Consider the following 21,853-nt stretch of genomic DNA (forward strand, 5'->3'; position numbering starts at 1 on the left):
TGAGAAAACATGCTACACAGGAGGGGAAAACAAATGGAGCAGGTTGTCATTGCTGCTGCCGGACGTACGCCAATCGGTACGTTTGGTGGCGTCCTGAAAGATGTAAGCGCTCGCAAGCTGGCAGAAACCGTCATTCGTGGTGTCATGGCTCGATCTGGCCTGGAAGCTTCTCAGATCAATGAAGTCATTTTAGGGAATTGCATTCAGCGGACAGACGAGCCAAACATCGCGCGAGTGGCAGCGTTGGATGCAGGGTTGGGGAAAGAAGTGACGGGCTTCACGATTCAACGTCAATGCGCTTCCGGTATGCAAGCGATTGTAAGCGGCGCTTCCCAAATCCTTTTAGGCGACAGTGAAATCGTCTTGGCAGGTGGCGTTGAGAGCATGAGCAATGCCCCGTATGTCTTGAAAAATGCACGCTGGGGCAAACGATTGACGCATGGGGAGATGACCGATTCGATGTGGGAGTTGCTAACAGACCCCCACCATCAAATCCTGATGGGCGAAACGGCAGAACGTCTGGTCGATCGTTATGGGATCACGCGTGAGGAGTCGGATGAAATCGCCTTGCGCAGCCAGCAAAATGCGATCCGAGCCATAGACAGCGGTTTGTTTACCGAAGAAATCATCGGGGTCCCTATTAAAAAACGCACCGAAGAAATCATCGTAACGGAAGACGAATTCCCTCGCAGGGGAGTGACCCTGGAAAGCCTCGCGAAACTCAGACCCAGTTTCCGTGACGATGGTACAGTGACGCCAGGCAATTCCTCCGGGCTCAACGATGGAGCGTCCGCAGCCGTTTTGATGAAGGAAGGAAAAGCGAAAGAGCTCGGGATCGAACCACTCGGTAGAATTGTCTCGTGGGCGGTAGCAGGGGTAGAACCCGATTTGATGGGCTATGGACCTGTACCAGCAGTGAAGCGAGCATTGGCAAAAGCCGGAATGACGATAGCGGATATTGAACTGATCGAAGTAAACGAAGCCTTTGCCGCACAATACCTTGCCGTGGAAAAACTGCTGGAGCTTCCACGAGAAATCACGAATGTGAACGGAAGCGGCGTCGCTCTGGGTCACCCTGTCGGTTCTACTGGATGCCGAATTGTCGTAACCTTGCTGCATGAAATGAAGCGACGACAGCTGAAACGAGGCTTGGCTGCACTTTGTGTTGGCGGCGGGATGGGTATGGCGATGGTTGTCGAACGCATGTAGGTTTAAACGAAGTCTCCCCTGTTAAAAATGGAAGCAAAGGGGGAGGCTTTGTCATGTTTATACGGTCATTTTTCAAGAGACATGGAAAACAGATTGCATTTCATACCTTTTCCTGTTTGGTGATCGGGGCGTTGCTGCTGGTTGCCTACAGTGCCTATCAATATAAGCAAATGACAAATCAATGGTATGCTCCGATTGATGGAGCGAAAGGAAGCGCAAAACAGGCAGCTGCTTCACTTCCTCCACGTGATCTTTTGACAGGAACAGAACCATTGAAGCCTTTTGTCGCCCTGCTTCTTGGTGTTGATAGTCGCGACGGGGAAAGTGCACGTTCAGATACAATGATGCTCGCTTCGATTCATCCCGGTAAGCAATCCGTCTACCTTTTGGCCATCCCGCGTGACAGTTACATGGAGCTCCCGGGAAAAGGGTACGACAAAGTAAACCATGCGATGGCTTTTGGTGGTCCGAAGATGGTGAAAGAGTCACTTGAGAAATTTTTAAATGTAAAAATTGATCGGTATATCTCCGTAGATTTTGATGGCTTCCGTCAAATTGTGGACGAGCTGGGAGGTGTCACTGTCGATGTGAAGAAACGAATGAAGTACAGTGATCCGAGCGACGACACCTATATCGACATTCAACCAGGGCAGCAGACTTTATCGGGTGAACAGGCTCTGGATTACGCTCGTTATCGTAAAAGTGATCTGGGCAAGGAAGACAGTGATTACATGCGGATTGGCCGACAGCAGGAGATTCTGAAAGCATTGGCCTCAAAAGGCTCCTCACTCCAAGTGTATACCAAAGCATTTTCACTCATGGAAATCCTAGGTCAGCACGTGAAAACGGACCTCACTGAGCAGGAAATCGCCTCTCTGTTATTGTCTTATGGCGATGGCACTCCGAACTCCATTCAAGCTGATACGCTGGTCGGACAGGATGAGCGCATCTGGCATAATGGAATCGTTGGCTGGTATCATCTCGTCCCCACAGCCGAAAGGGAAAGAGCACGTCAGCAAATGATCAAGGAAGTAACGCCGTAAAATACGGAGAGCATAAGGGCAAAGGACACGGCTTTCACCATGGGCTTTGTCCTTTTTTTCGTCGAATAGTCTTGTCCCAAAAAAAGGAAAATACATGATTTTAGTTGGAAAATTGAATATGTTTCGAATACAATAGACATACAGGAAGAGATTATGAATGTAGATCATAGGGAGAGGCAAGGCCATTTAAGGGATGGAGGGAATGACCATGTCAAATGCCAAGCCTTGGATTGCCAATTACCCGCCCGAAACTGCGCCGTCATTGGATTACCCCCGTGTTCCTTTGACGCATTTTCTGGAGCAGTCTGCAGCTATGTATCCAGACAGTAACGCGATCTATTTCATGGGAAAAAGCATTACGTATCGAGAGCTTTTGCAGTTGTCATACCAATTTGCCAATGCATTGATCAAGCGCGGTGTAAAGAAAGGAGACCGCGTGGCGATTATGCTGCCAAATACTCCTCAAGCCGTCATCAGTTACTACGGAGCGCTTTTTGCAGGTGCCATCGTAGTCATGACCAACCCGCTGTATACCGAGCGAGAATTGATTCACCAAATGAACGATTCAGGCGCCGAGACCATCATCACACTGGATTTGTTGTACAAACGTGTTACCCAAGTCCGTGCATCTACCTCACTCCAACGAATCATCATCACAAGCATTGGCGATTTCCTTCCCTTATTGAAAAAATGGCTTTATCCGTTCGTACAGAAGAAACAAGGACAAAATCCGCAGGTTACATATAGCGCAAATATTGAGCCTTTTCTTTCCGTTCTAAAAGAAAGCGCTACCAAGCCTGTGGAAGTACCAGTCGATCCGACTCAGGATATCGCGCTCCTTCAGTATACAGGGGGGACAACGGGTGTTGCCAAAGGCGTCATGCTGACGCACGCCAATCTCATTGCGAATGCAGTCCAGTGCCAAGCTGTCCTTTACAAGCTTAAAAAGGGACAGGAACGGATCTTGTGTGTGCTCCCTCTTTTCCATGTGTACGGGATGACTACCGTGATGAACAAAGGCATTTGTATTGCAGCAGAAATTATTCTTGTTCCCAAATTCGATGTGAAACAAATATTTGAAATGATCGACAAACGAAAGCCTACTCTTTTCCCAGGGGCACCCACCATGTATATCGGCCTAATCAACCACCCGGACTTGAAGAAGCATGATCTTTCTTCCATCGATGCATGTGTCAGTGGTTCAGCTCCGTTGCCGATCGAGGTCAAGCTCAAATTTGAGGAATTGACGGGCGGCAAGCTGGTCGAGGGTTATGGGATGACGGAGGCATCTCCCGTAACGCATTCCAATCCCATTTGGGAAAAAGGCATTACGGGAAGCATCGGAATGCCGTGGCCAGATACGGATTGCCGAATTGTTGATACCGCCATGGGAGAAGAGATGCCCCAAGGCGAGGTCGGGGAGTTAGCTGTAAAAGGACCCCAAGTCATGCTCGGCTATTGGAATCGCCCTGAGGACACCGCTGCCGTATTGAAGGATGGCTGGTTTTTGACCGGAGATATGGGCTATATGGACGAAAACGGCTATTTTTATGTCGTAGACCGCAAAAAAGACATGATTATAGCTGGTGGCTTCAACATTTATCCGCGCGAAGTAGAAGAGGTGCTGTTTGAGCATCCCGCCATCCAGGAGGCAGCAGTCATCGGTGTTCCTGATCCGTATCGGGGTGAAACAGTCAAAGCATTCGTCGTATTTAAGGATGGACAGCTCGCGAGTGAAGAGGATCTGGAAGCGCATTGCAGACAGAGACTTGCCGCCTATAAGATTCCGAGACAATACGAGATTCGTACAGATTTGCCCAAAACGATGGTCGGAAAAGTATTGCGTCGCCAATTACAAGAAGAAGACAAGAAGAAAAGGGAAGCTCAGGAAGAAATCAAAACAAGCTAGTAGCTGATGTTTTGAGGCTTGCGATCCCAGGTGGAAAGCGGCCTTTTTTGCTGACCTCTTGCGATTGACAGAGAAGTAGCCCTGTATTACACTAAATATGAATGAGCGATCATTCATTTCGTCATCAACGTTAGTAAACATGGAGGTAGTTATGGCTAAGAAAACGGGGGAAAAGTATCAAGCCATTATTGATGCTGCTGTTCGAGTAATCGCCAAACAGGGCTATTACAGTGCCCAAGTATCGAAAATTGCGAAAGAGGCGAAGGTAGCAGACGGCACCATATACCTCTATTTTGAAAACAAGGATGATATTTTGATTTCACTGTTTAACGAAAAGATGGGCCAGTTTGTGGAGACAAACCGCAAACGCATTTCGGAAGCGACCACCATTGAGCAAAAGCTGCATGTACTCATTCATGCACACTTGAGCCAGCTATCCAAAGATCATGATCTGGCAAAAGTGACGCAAATCGAGCTACGCCAATCCAGTCCGATCATCAGCGAGGGAATCGGCAATGTGATGAAGCAGTATTTTAACCTCATCGATGAAGTGATCGTGGAAGGAATGGAACAGGGGATATTCCGAGCTGATCTTGAGGTGCGGATTACGCGCAAAATGATTTTTGGAACGCTGGACGAAGTGACGACATCTTGGGTGATGAAACAGTGTAAATACGACCTTGTCTCTTATGTTGATTCCATTCATAACCTCTTCCTGCTTGGTATGAAGGGAAAAGAATGAAAAGAAAAGCTTTTTTTGCATGAAAACGTTTGTTACAATGGAAACAGTAAGACTGAGCGATCGCTCGGAATGAAGATAAGCTGTTTTTATATATGGGGAGAGTTTGGGGGGAGAGGAATGGCGTCGCATTGGAATGTAGAAATCATTGATCGCGTTGCTACGGTTACGATTAGCAACCCGCCTGCTAACGCACTTAGTCAAGCAGTGCTCGGTCAATTGAGTGAACTTTTAGACCAGTGGGAAAATAACGATGAGATCAAAGCAATCGTTTTGACTGGCGAAGGTCGGTTTTTCATTGCAGGAGCGGACATCAAAGAATTTACCCAATTGAATCGGGATAATGCGGAAGAACTGGCGAAGAAGGGTCAAGCATTGTTTAATCGCTTGGAAACGTTCCCGAAGCCAATCATTGCAGCAATTAACGGCGCTTGCCTTGGCGGAGGATTGGAGCTTGCGTTGGCATGCCATATCCGCTTGGTAGCACCAGAAGCCAAGCTCGGGCTGCCTGAGCTGAATCTCGGACTCATTCCTGGCTACGGTGGTACGCAACGTCTACCGCGCCTGGTTGGCCGTGGCAAAGCGACACAGATGGTCCTCACATCAGAGATGATCGGTGGCGAGGAAGCTTTGCGTATCGGTCTTGTGGAAGCGGTTTATCCCGTTGAGCAGTTGCTTGCAGAAGCGCAAAAGCTGGCGGCTGTTTTCGCAAGTAAGAGCGCGATTACCTTGAAGTTTGCCCTAGCGTCCATCCACAACACAACGGAGCTGTCGTTGTCACAAGGCTTGGAGCAAGAAGCAAAGCTCTTTGGCGATGCATTCGCTACGGAGGACGTAAAAGAAGGCGTGACTGCTTTTCTCGAAAAGCGCAAGCCGCAATTCGCAGATCGGTAGTTAAGCATATAGCTTCACAAGTATGAGGTACCACTAAGGAGGAGGCATCCTGATGAATATCGTGGTTGTGTTGAAACAGACGTTTGACACAGAAGAAAAAATCGTCATCCAAAACGGACAAATTTCCGAGGATGGCGTTGAATTCATCATTAATCCCTACGATGAGTACGCTGTAGAAGAGGCAATCAAGCTCAAGGAAGAGCACGGCGGCGAAGTAACCGTAATCAGCTTCGGCCCAGACCGGGCTGAAAGTGCACTGCGCACTGCTTTGGCAATGGGTGCAGACAAGGCTGTTCTGGTGGATGACGAGTCTCTGTTCGGAGACGAATTCACGATCGCCAAAGTTTTAGCTGCCGTAGCGAAAAAGGTTGGCTTCGATATCATCATTGGTGGACAAATGGCTGTAGATTCCGGGGCTGGCCAAGGCGGTCCTCGTCTCGCAGAAGAGCTGGGAATTAACCATGTATCGACTGCTGTGAAGCTAGAGGTGGACGGAACGAACGTACGCGTAGAGCGCGATGTAGAAGGTGATCTGGAAGTCGTGGAGACGAGCCTTCCTGTTTTGATTACGGCTCAGCAGGGTCTTAATGAGCCGCGTTATCCTTCTCTCCCTGGTATCATGAAAGCGAAGAAAAAACCATTGGATCGACTCGGCGCAGACGATTTGGGTATCACTGCGGAAGAGGTAAAAGCGAAGACAGAAATCGTCGATCAGACGTTGCCTCCGAAAAAGCAGGCAGGTCGCATTCTCTCTGGCGAATTGGCAGCTCAAACGTCGGAATTGGTGCAACTGTTGCGCAATGAAGCGAAAGTGATCTAAGCGAGAGGGAGAGGATATCCATGAAAAAAGTACTTGTATTGGCAGAAGTACGTGACGGACAACTTCGCAACGTGTCGCTGGAAGCATTGACTGCAGCACAAGCATTGGCTGAGGGCGGCGAAATTGTAGCAGGTGTATTCGGAGCAGATGCAGCAACGCATGCAGTGGCATTGGGCCAGCATGGTGCGAGCACGGTGTATACGGCTGATCATGCAGCGTTGGCACAGTACACGCCAGATGCATATGTGCAGGCACTCACGCAGTTGATTGAGCTGGCTTCTCCAGATGCAGTTGTTTTGGGTCACACCGCGATCGGTCGTGACATCGCACCTCGCGTAGCAGCGAGACTCGGTTACGGTCTGGTTTCGGACGTAACAAGTGTAGAAGCAGGTCCTGTCTTCGTTCGCCCGATCTATGCAGGAAAAGCGACGCAAACGCGCAAATTCGTTGATGGAACAACATTTATTACGATTCGTCCAAACAACATTGCCATCGGCGCTGCTGATCCTTCGAAAACAGCTGTGGTGGTACCGGTTGAATTGGATATCAAAGATTTGCGCACGATCGTAAAAGACGTCGTAAGAAAAACAAGCGGCAAAGTAGACCTTTCCGAAGCAAAAGTCGTGATTTCCGGTGGACGCGGAGTGAAGAGTGCAGAAGGCTTCCAGCCGTTGAACGATCTGGCGGAAGTGCTTGGTGCAGCTGTTGGTGCATCTCGTGGCGCTTGCGACGCGGACTATTGCGATTACTCCATGCAGATCGGACAGACAGGTAAGGTTGTAACACCTGACTTGTATATCGCATGCGGGATTTCCGGAGCGATCCAGCACTTGGCTGGTATGTCCAGCTCGAAAGTCATCGTGGCGATCAACAAAGATCCGGAAGCACCTATTTTCCAAGTGGCTGATTACGGTATCGTAGGTGATTTGTTCGAAGTGCTGCCATTGCTGACGGCTGAGTTTAAAAAAGTATTGGTATAACATGTAAACGATGACTTGGCGCTCCTTATAGGGGCGCTTTTTTTGTCCGCAAGGCTTACTTTATGCTTTCCTTGCTTGGTATAATAGGGGGTAAGGAGAGGTGATCGGGATGAGCGAGGAACTTTTGCAACAACTGATTCACATGGTGGCGGAAAATAATCGATTGGTTAAAGAAACGCAGCAGGAGCTACGTGAGTTTAAGAAAGAGATGTATGATTTTCGGGATGAAATGTACGTATTCCGCGATGACACTACGCTACGACTAGACAGACTGGAGCGCCAAAACAAACACATCGATGCAGACCTCGATCTCTTGCATCGGAAAGTCAGCGATCAAGAACGGGAGCTCAACCGTGTAAAACAAGTCGGTCAATAAGGTGCGGTTAGACTGGACAAACTAAAGCGGGAAGTGTACCGCAAAGTGCGGAGTGGCGTAGTCAATTTGGTGTTTGAATGATATACTGATAACCGTTAGGAACCTTTATTTAGTAATTGAAATTCAAGGAGGTAACTTCTCATGGCAATTGTAAATGCTACCGATCAAAACTTTTCCCAGGAAGTAGAGCAAGGCGGTACAGTCCTGGTTGACTTCTGGGCTCCATGGTGCGGCCCTTGCAAAATGATCGCTCCTGTACTGGAGCAAATCGACGGTGAAGTGGGCTCCCAGCTCAAAATCGTCAAAGTAAACGTGGATGACAACCCGGATTCTGCCGGTCGTTTTGGCGTAATGTCCATCCCAACCCTGATCGTTTTCAAAGACGGTCAACCAGTTGACAAAGTGATCGGCTTCCAACCAAAAGAAGCGCTCATGGCAACTGTAGGCAAACATCTGTAATCGCAAAGCAACGAGTAAAGCGGCATAGCAATGTGCCGCTTTTTATTATGTTTGAATACGGAATTCTGAGCGATCGTTTGTCAAAAAATTAAGTTTACTTGAGCGAAAATAATTGCGTTTTTAGAATACTTTGATTAAACTTCATGTATTCAATTTATTTCGAAAATAGAGGGGGCTTTTCTAATGAAGGGATTTCATTTGATGCGCTCGCTGGCGGCGATCTCGCTAGGGGCGGTATTGATGGTCGGATGTTCGAGCGGAGGAAATACAAGTGCTCCTGCAGCTGGAGAGGGTGGCTCTGGACAAGCAGCTAGCACCGACGAACAAGAGATTCAAGCAAAAATCGGTGTGGTTGGTTTCCTCTCAGGATCTGGCGCAGCTTATGGAGAAGCACAAAAAGCAGGATTGGAGTTGGCCCTGGGTGAGCTGAATGAAGCGAACAAAGGCAAGCTCAAGATCGAACTGAAGTTTGAAGACTCCGCAGGAGAAAAAGAAGGCGCGATTAATGCGGTAAATAAACTGATTAATCAGGATAATGTCGTAGCGATTATCGGACCGACACTTTCCGGTGAAATGTTTGCTGCAGGACCAGTTGCAAACGAGGCGGAAACTCCGATTTTTGGTATCTCCAACACATCAGAAGGAATCAATGATATCGGGGAGTACGTGTTCCGCAACTCTTTGCCTGAATCCATTGCGATCCCGACGGCGATGAAAGCAGCAGTGGAGAAAAATGGCTTGAAAAAAGTAGCACTTATCCACGCTTCTAACGACGACTTCTCCGTGAATGGCTACAAGGTCATGAAAGCAACTGCTGAAAAGCTGGGCTTGGAGATTACTGGTGAAGCGACTTTCGCAAATGGCGATGTGGATTTCTCGGCACAATTGACCAAGCTGAAGCAAACCAACCCAGACGCTTTGTTAGTGTCCGCCTTGTACAAGGAAGGCTCCATGGTTGTGAAAAAAGCACGTGAGTTGGGCTTTACAGGGACAATTCTCGGTGGAAATGGTTTCAATAATCCGAAAGTTTTTGAAATTGCAGGTCCAGCTGCCGAAGGCTTGATCGTTGCGACCCCATTCAGCCCTGAAAAGAAAGATGATAAAGTACAAGCCTTCGTAAAAGCATTCGAAGCCAAATACAACAAAAAGCCTGACCAGTTCGCTGCCCAAGCATACGACTCGCTGTATATCATGTCGCAGTCACTGCTTGCCGCAGGAAAGGCAGAGCGCGAAGAGCTGCGCGGACAATTGGCTCAGCTGAGAGACTTCACAGGTGTATCCGGCAAACTGTCTTTTGACGAGAAACGCAATCCGATTGGTGATGCGGTTGTCGTTGTCGCAAAAGAAGGCAAATTCGTCCCGTTTGAATAGGATCATGCCCGGGGTCGCCCGGGCTTCTTTTTCTATCCGTTATCTCGCTGGATCAGAAAGTACCAGATCATGTTCTTCGCTTGCTGATCCAGCGAGAATAACTCATTCGTCGTTTGATGTTAACCACTTACAGTGAGGTGAGGCCATTTGTTTTGGCAGCAATTAGTCAACGGTTTGACAGTTGGGAGCACTTATTCATTGATCGCATTGGGCTATACGCTCATTTTTGGAGTCTTGGGAATCATTAATATGGCACATGGTCAAATCTTTATTTTTGGATCACTGGTTGGCTTGGTATTGATGACCAGCCTGAATATGCCTTTAGGGGTAGCACTGATCGTGGCGATCGTGATATCGGCGATTTTGGGTCTGGTGCTAGAGTATACAGCGCTTCGCCCCCTTCGTAAAAAAAATGTGCCCCATCTGGCATCTTTGATCAGTACGATCGGATTTGCCATTTTGATGGAGGAGGCCATGCACAAGTTTTTCGGTGCGGACTCCCGTGCATTCCCGCAATCCTTTGGGGACACCACATTTGACTTGGGGCTCGTTCAAATTCGCAGCGTCGATCTCGTTATTTTGGGGATTTCTGTATTGCTGATGTTTGTCCTGCATTTCTGGATTCAAAAAACGAAAATGGGAAAAGCCATTCGCGCGACGGCTGAAAATACGGATACAGCAAATATTTTGGGGATTAACACCAATATGGTCATTGTCGTTACCGTCATGCTTGCTTCGGCACTTGGAGGAGTAGCCGGCATATTGATCGGGATGGCGTACTCCGCTCTTATTCCGACAATGGGGATGACCCTTGGTTTTAAAGGTTTGGCCGTTTTGATTTTAGGCGGTGTAGGTAGCATTCCTGGAGCCATGGTGTGTGGCGTACTGCTCGGGATTATCGAGGTGTTTACCGTGGCGTACGGAGACTCGTCGTATCGGGACGCAGTTGCTTTTGGCTTGATCATTCTCATTTTGCTCTTGAAGCCGGAAGGACTATTTGGACGCAAAGCGTAAGGGAGGTGCAGACATTGGACATTCTCAATCCATATAACTTACAGGTACTGACTTTTATCTTGTTAAACAGTATTTTGGCGATCAGTATTTACATTACGCTCTCAACGGGTCAGCTTTCCTTAGGCCATGCGGGCTTTATGAGCATTGGTGCTTTTACGGCGAGTATTTTAACGAAGCAAGCGGACATGCCGCTGTTTATCGCTATCATAATCGGAGGACTGGTGGCAGGGCTGATTGCACTCTTGATCGGCGCTCCGACATTGAAGCTCCACGGCTTGTACCTGGCAATTGCAACGCTGGGCTTTGGTGAAGTGATTCGCGTAATATTACTCAATATGGAGATTACAAATGGCGCTCTCGGACTAACGGGACTTCAATCGATTGGCAACTACTTGTACGATTTTGAAAAAGCAATGGGGTTAAAAGCGCAAACCTTTGGCATTTCGGTCATGCAAATGAAGTCATTATCGACCTTTGTGTTTATGCTGCTCCTGTTTGCCTTCGTGCTTTTCCTGACGCTGCGTCTGAACCGTTCGCGTCTTGGCCGTGCTTTTGAAGCGATCAAAGCAGATGAAACGGCGGCACGAGCGATGGGATTGCAGGTTGGCTATTACAAAATGCTCGCGTTTGTCATCGGATCGATCTTGGCTGGTGTATGTGGAGGATTATTCGCTCACATTACGACGACCATTACGCCAGATGATTTTAACTATCATAAAGTCGTAGAGATTCTGTCTTATGCAGTGATCGGTGGCAGTGAAGTGGTGTGGGGGCCGCTGTTTGGTGCCTTGATTCTCACCGCCTTGCCGGAGGTACTGCGTGGCTTGGCCGAGTACAAAATGCTCATGTACGGTTTGATCATGGTTGGTGTAATGGCGTTCCGTCCGCATGGCTTGATCGGTGCCGATACGTTCCAAAAGCTGTTCAAGCGTCGTCGGGGCAAGTCAACGGACAAGGATGCGAAGGGGGGAGTATAAGATGTTGCTGGAACTTGCGAACGTAGGAAAAAGCTTTGGCGGCATCACAGCCCTTCGTGACGTTTCATTTACTGTCGGAGAGGGCGAAATTGTCGGCTTGATCGGACCGAATGGTGCGGGGAAAACGACCATTTTCAATATGGCAACGGGCATATTCGAACCAACGACAGGTACCTTTACTTTTGCCGGACAAAAGCTAAATGGAATGGCGCCTAACAAAATTACCGAAATGGGAATTGCAAGGACGTTCCAAAATATTCGCCTCTTCGGTCACATGAGTGCGTTGGACAACGTGAAGGTAGGTTGTCATTCGCGCATGCAGGCAGGCTTCTGGGCATCCCTTTTGAAAACACCGGGACAACGTGCAGAAGAAAAGGCTGTTACCAAAAAAGCGGAGGAGCTCCTCGAATTCGTGGGCTTGTCTGACATTGCCGATGTCCGCTCGGATACATTGGCTTACGGGCAGCAACGACGTCTGGAGATTGCCCGGGCACTGGCTACTGAGCCAAAGCTCTTGCTTTTGGACGAACCTGCTGCTGGAATGATTGAGACCGAGACAAAAGCGCTCATGGAGCTGGTCAAAAAAATTCGCGATGACGGGACGACTGTTCTGTTGGTCGAACACGATATGGGATTGGTCATGAACCTGTGTGAAAAGGTCGTATGTATCAACTTTGGGGTTAAAATTGCTGACGGCACCCCGGCAGAGGTACAAAACAATCCAGATGTGATTGAAGCCTACCTCGGCAAGGAGGACGAATAAGATGCTGAACATACAAAACTTGACGACCTCCTACGGTCAAATTAAGGCGATTCGTGGTATCACGCTGGAAGTCCCTGAGGGCAAAATCGTCTCGCTGATCGGGGCGAACGGAGCGGGCAAAACCACAACTATGCGCACGATTGCAGGTCAACTGAAGCCAGAGGCAGGGACCATTACGTTTTGTGGGAAGCGGATGGAGGGTTCGAGACCCCATCAGATCGTAAAAGCAGGCTTGGCGCTTGTCCCTGAAGGACGTGCGATCCTCGGAAAAATGACCGTGTTGGAAAACCTGGAGATGGGTGCTTTCCAGCGCAACGATGCACAAGGCATCAAGGACGACATGGAAAAGATGATGGCCTGGTTCCCGATATTAAAGGAGAGGCTCTCTCAATTGGGAGGGACGATGTCTGGCGGTCAGCAGCAAATGCTGGCTATTGCCCGCGCGTTGATGTCTCGACCAAAGCTGCTGTTGTTAGACGAGCCGTCGATGGGTTTGGCTCCCATCGTGGTGGCAGACATTTTCAAGGTGATCAAAGAAATCAATGCGGAAGGGACGACCGTCCTTATCGTGGAGCAAAATGTCAAACAGGCCCTCAAAATCGCTGATTACGGATATGTACTGGAGGCAGGGCAAATCGTATTGGACGGCACAGGAGAGGCATTGTTAAACGACGAGCGTGTTAAAGAAGCATATTTGGGTGGGCGCAAGCACTAGGTCTGCCTGTAAAAAACTGTCGCCATGGAATGAGGCGGCAGTTTTTTTCGTCATCATTCCATGGTACTATGAAAGATAGAACGTATATTCTCTTATGAAGCGAAAAAGGGAAGGAAGCCGGATACGATGCCATCTAAATTGACGAGAGAGCAAATGGAATATCTTGTTCATCAAGTACAGCGCTTTTTTAAAGAAGAACGGTCGGAGACACTCGGCAATTTGGAGACAGAAGAGCTGATTGCCTTTTTTTCAAAAGAGCTCGGTCCCTTTTATTACAATCAAGGTGTGCAAGACAGCCGCAAGCTGCTGCTCGAACGGATGAGTTCGTTAGAAGATGAATTGTATGTATTGGAAAAGCCATTCCACAAGAACAAATAGATGTAAGGTAGATATAGAGGAAAGAGGAGGGAGCAGCCATGAACAGCTCCTTAAAAGATAAACTGGCCGTCCTGCCAGATAAGCCAGGCTGCTACCTGATGAAAAATGCGAGCGGGGAAATCATTTACGTAGGAAAAGCCAAGGTGCTGAAAAACCGCGTCCGCTCTTATTTTACAGGCAGTCATAACGGGAAGACGCAGCTGTTGGTCAGTGAAATCGTGGACTTTGAGTACATTGTGGTATCTTCACCGATTGAAGCACTGATCCTCGAGTGCAACCTGATCAAGGAGCACGACCCGCGCTACAATGTCATGCTCCGCGACGACAAGACGTATCCGTACATCAAAATTACGAATGAGGCGCAGCCACGCCTGGAGATTACCCGTAAGGTATTAAAAGATAAAGCCAAGTATTTCGGGCCGTATCCGAATGCCGGAGATGCCTCCGAGGTGAAGAAGCTGCTGGATCGCCTCTATCCGTTGCGTAAATGCCGCAATATGCCCAAGCAGGTTTGTCTTTACTACCATTTGGGACAATGTCTTGCGCCCTGTGTGTACGAGGTATCGGCTGAGGAAAATCAGCGTTTGGTGGATGAAATTAGCCGGTTCCTCGATGGCGGTCATGAGGAAATGAAGAAAACTCTCACGGAAAAAATGCTGCAAGCCGCAGAAAACATGGAGTTTGAACGCGCAAAGGAATATCGCGATCAGATCAAGAGCATCGAAGCGGTGATGGAGAAGCAGAAGATCACGTTCACCGATACGGTAGACCGCGACATTATCGGGTTTGCTGTAGAAAAAGGCTGGATGTGCATTCAGGTGTTTTATATGCGAAAAGGGAAGATGATCGAGCGTCAGACGACTTCCTTTCCATATTACGGCAGCGAAGCGGAAGACTTCATGTCTTATGTGAGTCAGTTTTACTACGACAAGCAAAATGCGCTGCCCAAAGAGATTTTGCTCCCGCAAGAGAGTGAACCAGAGCTTTTGAGTGAGTGGTTGGGCATCAAAGTCCATGCACCGAAACGAGGCAAAAAGGATGAACTCGTGAAGATGGCCTCCGAGAACGCCCGTATTGCTTTGCAGGAGAAGTTCGCGTTGATGTCCAAGGACGATGCTCGTACGGTCCAAGCAGTACACAATCTTGGTCACATTTTAGGGATTCCGGTTCCTCATCGAATTGAAGCGTTTGACAACTCCAACATCCAAGGAACAGAGCCTGTGTCTGCGATGATTGTGTTTACAGACGGGCGCCCTGACAAAAAGGAATACCGCAAATTCAAGATCAAAACCGTCGAGGGACCAGATGACTACGGTTCCATGCGCGAAGTGGTCCGCCGTCGTTACTCTCGCCTGCTGAAAGAAAACCAGCCGATGCCCGACCTGATTGTGATCGATGGTGGAAAAGGCCAAATCAGCGCGGCTATGGACGTCTTGGAAAACGAGCTGGGCCTCTATATTCCCGTCTGTGGACTCGCGAAGGACGAGAAGCACCGCACTGCTCAGCTCATGTACGGAGATCCGCCAGAGCCTGTGAATCTTAGGCGTGATAGCTATGAGTTCTATTTGCTGCAGCGCATCCAAGATGAAGTCCACCGTTTTGTTATTACGTTCCACAGACAATCCCGGACAAAAACGATGCTCTCCTCGCAGTTGGATGAGATCCCGGGTATCGGTGAGAAGCGACGCAAGCTGTTGTTCTCTCATTTTGGTTCGTTGAAAAAAATGCGCGAGGCGACCGTCGAAGACTTCCGCCAATTAGGGATCGGCGACAAGCTGGCGAAAGAAATCATCGCTCATCTGCGCAAGCTGGACGCATAGAGTTCAAAAAGGAATTGATCCATTTTTAGACTCATGATATAATCCGATTCAAACAGAATAGTTAGCCTCACTTCCATTATGGGGTGAGGTAGAGGCGCGAAAACCAAGAGTACCACCCTGAGATCGGGTATCTGTGAAGGGGACGGGAAAGGGGAATTCGCCGAAGTGTGGAGGGAAACCCGCTTTTCTCCATGCTGGGTCTGCGTTGAACAAATGCAGGACTGTCATCTTGATAATGACCAATTGTCAGATGGAGAGCTATCTCACGGTGTGTCAATGTGAGTTTTGATGGTGATTACTATCAATCTTCGTTGTCCGCGTGTATTGGGAGGGAGGAACCGGTATGTCGAAACAGTAGGCAGCGGCAGGTCTTATTCCTTGTCGGTGCCTTTTTTGTAACATATAAATGCAAGACTTTTCTTTATAGAGAGAATAGTGAAAAACCATACGATAAGAGATATATACCAACATTGGATATGAGAAAAAGGGAGAGAAGCCGCATGGGGTTGATCGTGCAGAAATACGGAGGCACCTCTGTAGGTACCATTGAGCGAATTTTACGAGTTGCGGATCGAATTATCAGCTACAAAGAGGAAGGACATGATGTGGTAGTCGTTGTTTCTGCGATGGGGAAATCTACTGACGTGTTGGTAGACATGGCCAAGCAGATTAGCGCATACCCATCCGAGCGTGAAATGGATATGCTGCTGACCACGGGGGAGCAGGTATCGATCGCGCTTTTGTCGATGGCCTTGCATACAAAAGGATACGATGCCATTTCTCTGACGGGTTGGCAAGCTGGAATCACCACGGAGGCGATTCACGGGAGAGCACGGATTAAGCAGATTGATCCAGAGCGGATTCAATCCGAGCTCGGTCGTGGTCGTGTGGTGATCGTGGCAGGATTCCAAGGGATCAGTGACGAAGGTGAAATTACGACGCTCGGCCGTGGTGGATCGGATACATCTGCGGTTACTCTCGCAGCGAGCTTGAACGCTCTGAAATGCGAAATCTTTACGGACGTGTCCGGAGTGTATACAGCTGATCCGCGAGTCGTTCCAGCTGCGAGCAAGCTGGATACGATCTCGTATGATGAGATGCTGGAGCTGGCGAACCTCGGTGCAGGGGTTCTTCATCCAAGGTCAGTAGAGGCTGCGAAAAAATACAAGGTAAGGCTGGTCGTCCGCTCCAGCTTTACTGCCGAAGATGGTACGTACGTTGAGGAGGTTGCCAACATGGAAACAGGAAGAGTAGTAAGTGGAGTTGCACACGATGAAGATGTAGCAAAAATCACGGTTGTCGGCATGCCTGCCAAGGTCGGGACTCTCTCCCGTCTGTTCAATACGCTGGCGGACAATCAGGTGAACGTCGATATCATTATCCAAAGCTCCTATGATGCTACTGTTACGAACATTTCGTTTACGGTTGCAGCGGATGATCTGAAAAAAGCACTGGATACACTTGACAGGAACAAGACGGAGCTTGGCTTTGAAAAAGTAGACTTCGAGGAAGGTTTGACCAAAGTATCCATTGTTGGCTCTGGTATGATTCACAATCCAGGGGTAGCTGCCGAAATGTTCCGCGTCCTGGCAGAAAAAGAAATTTCTATTAAAATGGTATCTACGTCTGATATCAAGGTTTCTTGCGTCATTCCAGCAACCTTGACGGAGCTGGCTGTTCGCAGTCTTCATTCGGCATATGGTCTGGATGTCGAGGAAACCGCGGTCGTGCACGGAGTATAAAGCATAGGTGCTCCCTCTCCCTTCGTTAAAGGTAGAGGGGGCATTTTCTTCATGACGCCACTTGTACACATATACGTATGTCCGAAGGGCTATCCATTTCGATTTTGCTGAACGCTTCTCTTTCTTTCCACTGCTCAATCATTCCTGCGATGATTCCGGCCTCAAAAGAAAGACTAAATCCTAGTCTCTCTATAGACTGGTAGCTAAAAATAGAATGAGTAAGTGAATAGACGATCGTTTGCCCGGTCTCCTCCACGACGTCTAGCTGGCCTAATCCGAGCCGAATAAAAGGCATAATCGGGCCTGTTGCAGATTGAATGGGGATTTGGCGGCCCATATTTTTTCCTATCCAATAGAGAATATGGTTCTCACTATCGCCTAGCAGGGTGCTGGTCAGCGTTTCGCGTAGAAGATGATAGCCAAGATAGGGCATATTCATTCTTTCCGCATAGGGAATAGTTTGTGGTGGTAACAGTGCTGCAAGCTGATCCTTCTCTTTCATATGTGCTTCCCTCCTGTCTGTACTAGATTATGAGGAGGGACTCGCATTCATGACATCGTAATAGAAAAAATAGGTGGACTAAACAAAGTTATTCTATCAATGTATTTAGTACATTGATTGTCTTGACGCTCTGTGTCGACAAGAGTACAATTGGATTTGGTCAAAGTTTTGCCCAACTTTTTCTCGTATTTTGACACATTCCGACAAATTCAGTTGATCTAGTGAACGCAGTCTTTTTGTGAACAGCGTCAAGATGCTGTTCTTAAAATGATCGTGGCGGTTTTGCTATGTCTAATGGGTGAGGCAATGGGTTAGGATATTGGGGGAAGGTCTATCAAAACGGCAGAAAACCGTTTTGGACCGCTTGCGGTGACGCTTGACGTTTTTCACAGAATTGAGAGTTACATACATTGAAAGGGGGACCATTGTATGGCGAAAGGCCATAGCTTTCTCAGTCACAAGCTACACTCACTTCTTGGTTTGTTTCCGATCGGGCTCTTCCTCGTGTTCCACTTGACAGCCAACTATCAAGCGACTCGTGGACCTGAAGCATTCAACCAGGCTGTAGGCTTCATTGAAAACCTTCCATTTCTGTTAGTACTTGAATTTGCATTGATCTACCTCCCGATCCTGTTTCACGCCGTTTACGGTCTCTACATTGCGTTCCAAGCGAAGCATAACGTAGGGAACTTCGGTTACTTCCGAAATCAAATGTTCTTGTGGCAACGCGTTACAGGAGTCATTACCCTCATTTTTATTGTTTGGCATGTTTGGGAAACCCGTATCCAAAAAGCACTGGGTGCACACGTGGATTATGACATGATGGCAAACATTTTGAGCAGTCCTGCAATGATCGTATTCTACACAATCGGGATTATTAGCACGACTTTCCACTTCTCCAACGGACTGTGGTCGTTCCTGGTTCACTGGGGAATTACAGTTGGGCCGCGTTCCCAGCGCATTGCAACATTCCTGACTTTGGGCGTATTCGTAGTTGTAACCTTCATCGGCTTGCGTGCGATGTCGGCTTTCATTCTGTAGGGATAGGGGGACAAAACTCATGGCAAAAGGTAAACTGATCATTGTCGGTGGAGGTTTGGCCGGCTTGATGGCTACCATTAAAGCAGCAGAAAAAGGCGTTCCCGTCCAGCTGTTCTCCCTGGTTCCGGTAAAACGTTCCCACTCTGTCTGTGCACAGGGCGGTATCAACGGAGCGGTAAATACCAAAGGGGAAGGCGACTCCACATGGGAGCACTTCGACGATACAGTATATGGCGGAGACTTCTTGGCTAACCAACCGCCAGTAAAAGCAATGACTGATGCAGCACCTGGCATCATCTACATGCTGGACCGCATGGGTGTAATGTTTAACCGTACACCAGAAGGTCTGTTGGACTTCCGTCGTTTCGGGGGAACCAAGCATCACCGTACCGCTTTTGCAGGTGCGACAACTGGACAACAGCTGCTGTACGCATTGGACGAGCAAGTGCGCCGTTATGAAGCTGAAGGTCTGGTAACCAAGTACGAATATTGGGATTTCCTCGGAGCCGTTTTGGACGATGCAGGAACCTGTCGCGGGATTACTGCGCAAAACATGCGTTCCGGTGAAATTCAATCCTTCCGTGCGGATGCCGTTATTTTGGCAACAGGCGGACCTGGTATCATCTTCGGTAAATCGACCAACTCGATTATCAATACGGGTACAGCGGCATCTGCGGCGTATCAACAAGGGGTTATCTACTCCAATGGTGAGATGATCCAAATTCACCCAACTGCGATCCCTGGCGACGACAAGCTGCGTCTGATGTCCGAGTCTGCTCGTGGTGAGGGTGGTCGTGTATGGACGTACAGAGACGGTAAGCCTTGGTACTTCCTCGAAGATAAATACCCTGCATACGGAAACCTGGTTCCGCGTGACATCGCGACTCGCGAAATCTTCTCCGTTTGTGTAGATATGAAACTGGGTATCAACGGCGAAAACATGGTATACCTCGACCTGTCCCACAAAGATCCAAAAGAACTGGATGTAAAATTGGGCGGTATTATCGAGATTTACGAAAAATTCGTTGGGGATGACCCACGTAAAGTTCCAATGAAGATTTTCCCTGCGGTTCACTACTCCATGGGCGGTATGTGGGTAGACTACAACCAAATGACCAACATTCCTGGTCTGTTTGCAGCAGGTGAGTGCGATTACTCTCAGCACGGTGCAAACCGTTTGGGTGCGAACTCCCTCCTGTCCGCGATCTATGGTGGTATGGTTGCAGGTCCAAAAGCGATCGAGTACATCAAAGGCTTGAACAAATCCTCTGATGACCTGTCTTCCACGCTCTTTGACGGCTTTGCTAGCCAAGAGCAAGCGAAATACGACAGCATCCTGAAAATGGACGGAACAGAAAATGCTTACCTGATCCACAAGGAACTGGGTGAGTGGATGACTGACAACGTAACGGTAGTTCGTTACAATGACCGTCTGCAAAGAACGGATGATAAGATCGTTGAACTGATGGAACGCTACAAAAAGATCAATATCAACGATACGAATAAATGGAGCAACTCGGGTGCTGCGTTTACCCGTCATCTGTGGAACATGCTCGTATTGTCCCGTGCGATCACGATCGGTGCGCTCAAGCGTGACGAGAGCCGCGGTGCTCACTACAAGCCTGATTTCCCTGAGCGTGATGACGAAAACTTCATGAAGACGACAATGGCGAAGTTCAATGCAGAAACAACTGCGCCAGAAATCTACTATGAAGATATCGACGTATCCCTGATCGCACCACGTAAGCGTGACTATACGTCTGACAAGAAATAAGAGAGGAGGAAACTGATCATGGCAGAAAAATTGATCCATTTGATTATCACTCGTCAAGATAGCCCTGACAGCACTCCGTACAAGGAAGAGTTCAAAATCCCTTACCGTCCTGGTATGAACGTGATCAGTGCTTTGATGGAGATTCAACGTAATCCACTCAACGCACAAGGTCAAAAAACGTCTCCAGTAAACTGGGAATCGAACTGCTTGGAAGAAGTATGCGGTGCGTGCTCGATGGTTATTAACGGAAGACCACGCCAAGCTTGCTCGGCACTGGTAGATAAACTGGAACAACCAATTCGTCTTGAGCCAATGAGCACCTTCCCTGTACAGCGTGACTTGTCGATTGACCGCAGCCGCATGTTCGATGCGCTGAAACGCGTAAAAGCATGGGTTCCAATCGATGGTACGCATGATCTGGGACCAGGTCCACGCATGCCGGAAGTTGAGCGTCAGTGGGCGTACGAGCTTTCGAAGTGCATGACGTGCGGTGTTTGCTTGGAAGCTTGCCCGAACGTGAATGCGAAGGCTGACTTCATCGGTCCATTTGCGATTTCGCAGGTTCGTTTGTTCAACCAGCATCCAACGGGGATGATGAACAAGCATGAGCGTCTGGAAGCTCTGATGGAAGATGGCGGTATCGGTGATTGCGGTAACTCGCAAAACTGCGTACAAGCATGTCCAAAAGGCATTCCGCTGACAACCTCGATCGCTCACATGAACAAAGAAACAACTAAACATGCAGTGAAGAAGTTCTTCTTCTCCTAATTGTTTGCAATAGAAAAGGCGTGCGCCGGTTATCCGGAATGCACGCCTTTTTTGAACTTATAGGGAAGTTAGTTTAAGTGCTTACTGCATGGGGGAACATGTAGCTGTAGTGGGGAGAAGAATATTTCCAGTCTAGGCTCCAGGCTACGTCCCACGGGGGAGCATGCACTGTCCGCTCCGAAGGGATTCGCGGGGAAACGCAAAAGTGGTAGCCGCTTCCGTAGCGAGGGCACGTTGCGTTTCTGTTGCCCGCGAATCCCTTCTCCGCTCGGTAGGACTCCACAAGTCGCTACGTCTGGAAATATTCTTCTCTGTCGTAACTGATTACGTTCTTCAATCTATTAAAGCTTTTAAAAAACGGATCACACGGAATGCTCGTAGAGGAAACAGGAGAAAACAGCGAAGATCTTAGGGACACCGACCGAGACGAAATGCAAAAAGCGAAACACGCTCTTAAGCGGCCACCTCTGAAAAACATCTTGAAAGGGCTACTTTGGCCGCGGTTTCGCTTTTTGCATGTAGTCGTGCAGTCAATCCCCCAGCGGGTGGCCCTAGAAGC

The 21,853-nt window shown here is 48.5% G+C and carries 21 protein-coding genes and 1 riboswitch; of the genes, 20 read left to right on the forward strand and 1 reads right to left on the reverse strand.

The window, feature by feature from the left end:
• Positions 1–33 precede the first annotated feature (33 nt).
• From C7R93_RS26515 to C7R93_RS26595, 17 genes are all read left to right on the forward strand, one after another.
• Entirely contained in the window at positions 34–1,209 is a 1,176-nt protein-coding gene (locus C7R93_RS26515) for an acetyl-CoA C-acetyltransferase (protein ID WP_106841598.1), read from the forward strand.
• A 53-nt stretch (positions 1,210–1,262) separates the two neighbouring features.
• Positions 1,263–2,252 (forward strand): LCP family protein, encoded by a 990-nt coding sequence (locus C7R93_RS26520; RefSeq protein ID WP_106841599.1) that lies wholly within the window; start codon positions 1,263–1,265, stop codon positions 2,250–2,252.
• Positions 2,253–2,460: 208 nt separating this feature from the next.
• Positions 2,461–4,161, forward strand: coding sequence for an AMP-binding protein (locus C7R93_RS26525; RefSeq protein WP_167402509.1), 1,701 nt, complete (start codon positions 2,461–2,463; stop codon positions 4,159–4,161).
• Between the two features lie 151 nt (positions 4,162–4,312).
• Positions 4,313–4,903 (forward strand): TetR/AcrR family transcriptional regulator, encoded by a 591-nt coding sequence (locus C7R93_RS26530; protein WP_106841601.1) that lies wholly within the window; start codon positions 4,313–4,315, stop codon positions 4,901–4,903.
• A 117-nt stretch (positions 4,904–5,020) separates the two neighbouring features.
• Positions 5,021–5,794 carry an enoyl-CoA hydratase gene (locus C7R93_RS26535; protein WP_106841602.1) on the forward strand — a complete coding sequence of 258 codons (774 nt, stop codon included), beginning with the start codon at positions 5,021–5,023 and terminating at the stop codon, positions 5,792–5,794.
• Positions 5,795–5,846: 52 nt separating this feature from the next.
• Positions 5,847–6,614 carry an electron transfer flavoprotein subunit beta/FixA family protein gene (locus C7R93_RS26540; RefSeq protein ID WP_106841603.1) on the forward strand — a complete coding sequence of 256 codons (768 nt, stop codon included), beginning with the start codon at positions 5,847–5,849 and terminating at the stop codon, positions 6,612–6,614.
• A gap of 20 nt (positions 6,615–6,634) precedes the next feature.
• Positions 6,635–7,594: an electron transfer flavoprotein subunit alpha/FixB family protein gene (locus tag C7R93_RS26545; protein ID WP_106841604.1), complete on the forward strand. Its 960-nt coding sequence runs from the start codon at positions 6,635–6,637 to the stop codon at positions 7,592–7,594.
• Positions 7,595–7,703: 109 nt separating this feature from the next.
• Entirely contained in the window at positions 7,704–7,970 is a 267-nt protein-coding gene (locus C7R93_RS26550) for a hypothetical protein (RefSeq protein ID WP_106841621.1), read from the forward strand.
• 141 nt (positions 7,971–8,111) lie between these two features.
• Positions 8,112–8,429 carry a thioredoxin gene (gene trxA / locus C7R93_RS26555; protein ID WP_007722428.1) on the forward strand — a complete coding sequence of 106 codons (318 nt, stop codon included), beginning with the start codon at positions 8,112–8,114 and terminating at the stop codon, positions 8,427–8,429.
• Between the two features lie 183 nt (positions 8,430–8,612).
• Positions 8,613–9,800 carry an ABC transporter substrate-binding protein gene (locus tag C7R93_RS26560; protein ID WP_106841605.1) on the forward strand — a complete coding sequence of 396 codons (1,188 nt, stop codon included), beginning with the start codon at positions 8,613–8,615 and terminating at the stop codon, positions 9,798–9,800.
• A 147-nt stretch (positions 9,801–9,947) separates the two neighbouring features.
• Entirely contained in the window at positions 9,948–10,814 is an 867-nt protein-coding gene (locus C7R93_RS26565; RefSeq protein WP_106841606.1) for a branched-chain amino acid ABC transporter permease, read from the forward strand.
• Positions 10,815–10,819: 5 nt separating this feature from the next.
• On the forward strand, positions 10,820–11,791 hold the full coding sequence (locus C7R93_RS26570) for a branched-chain amino acid ABC transporter permease (protein WP_106841607.1): 972 nt from the start codon (positions 10,820–10,822) through the stop codon (positions 11,789–11,791).
• A gap of 1 nt (position 11,792) precedes the next feature.
• Entirely contained in the window at positions 11,793–12,554 is a 762-nt protein-coding gene (locus tag C7R93_RS26575; protein WP_106841608.1) for an ABC transporter ATP-binding protein, read from the forward strand.
• A gap of 1 nt (position 12,555) precedes the next feature.
• A complete protein-coding gene (locus tag C7R93_RS26580; RefSeq protein ID WP_106841609.1) occupies positions 12,556–13,269 on the forward strand; it encodes an ABC transporter ATP-binding protein in 714 nt (237 codons plus the stop codon).
• A gap of 126 nt (positions 13,270–13,395) precedes the next feature.
• Positions 13,396–13,647, forward strand: coding sequence for a DUF2164 domain-containing protein (locus C7R93_RS26585; protein WP_106841610.1), 252 nt, complete (start codon positions 13,396–13,398; stop codon positions 13,645–13,647).
• A 38-nt stretch (positions 13,648–13,685) separates the two neighbouring features.
• A complete protein-coding gene (uvrC, locus tag C7R93_RS26590) occupies positions 13,686–15,467 on the forward strand; it encodes an excinuclease ABC subunit UvrC (protein ID WP_106841611.1) in 1,782 nt (593 codons plus the stop codon).
• A gap of 81 nt (positions 15,468–15,548) precedes the next feature.
• Positions 15,549–15,736, forward strand: a riboswitch (Lysine riboswitch).
• 231 nt (positions 15,737–15,967) lie between these two features.
• Positions 15,968–17,209: an aspartate kinase gene (locus C7R93_RS26595; RefSeq protein WP_106841612.1), complete on the forward strand. Its 1,242-nt coding sequence runs from the start codon at positions 15,968–15,970 to the stop codon at positions 17,207–17,209.
• Between the two features lie 49 nt (positions 17,210–17,258).
• On the opposite strand, the gene C7R93_RS26600 is transcribed toward C7R93_RS26595, so the two are convergent.
• On the reverse strand, positions 17,259–17,711 hold the full coding sequence (locus C7R93_RS26600) for a YslB family protein (protein WP_106841613.1): 453 nt from the start codon (positions 17,709–17,711) through the stop codon (positions 17,259–17,261).
• A 429-nt stretch (positions 17,712–18,140) separates the two neighbouring features.
• On the opposite strand from C7R93_RS26600, the gene C7R93_RS26605 reads away from it, so the two are divergent.
• From C7R93_RS26605 to sdhB, 3 genes are read left to right on the forward strand one after another with little or no spacing between them, the layout of a single operon-like run.
• Positions 18,141–18,752, forward strand: a complete 612-nt coding sequence (locus tag C7R93_RS26605; protein WP_106841614.1) for a succinate dehydrogenase cytochrome b558 subunit — start codon at positions 18,141–18,143, stop codon at positions 18,750–18,752.
• 19 nt (positions 18,753–18,771) lie between these two features.
• A complete protein-coding gene (gene sdhA, locus C7R93_RS26610; RefSeq protein WP_106841615.1) occupies positions 18,772–20,526 on the forward strand; it encodes a succinate dehydrogenase flavoprotein subunit in 1,755 nt (584 codons plus the stop codon).
• Positions 20,527–20,544: 18 nt separating this feature from the next.
• A complete protein-coding gene (gene sdhB / locus C7R93_RS26615; protein ID WP_106841616.1) occupies positions 20,545–21,294 on the forward strand; it encodes a succinate dehydrogenase iron-sulfur subunit in 750 nt (249 codons plus the stop codon).
• The last annotated feature ends 559 nt before the right edge of the window (positions 21,295–21,853 follow it).

The sequence above is a fragment of the Brevibacillus fortis genome (assembly GCF_003013395.1).
Classification (GTDB): domain Bacteria; phylum Bacillota; class Bacilli; order Brevibacillales; family Brevibacillaceae; genus Brevibacillus; species Brevibacillus fortis.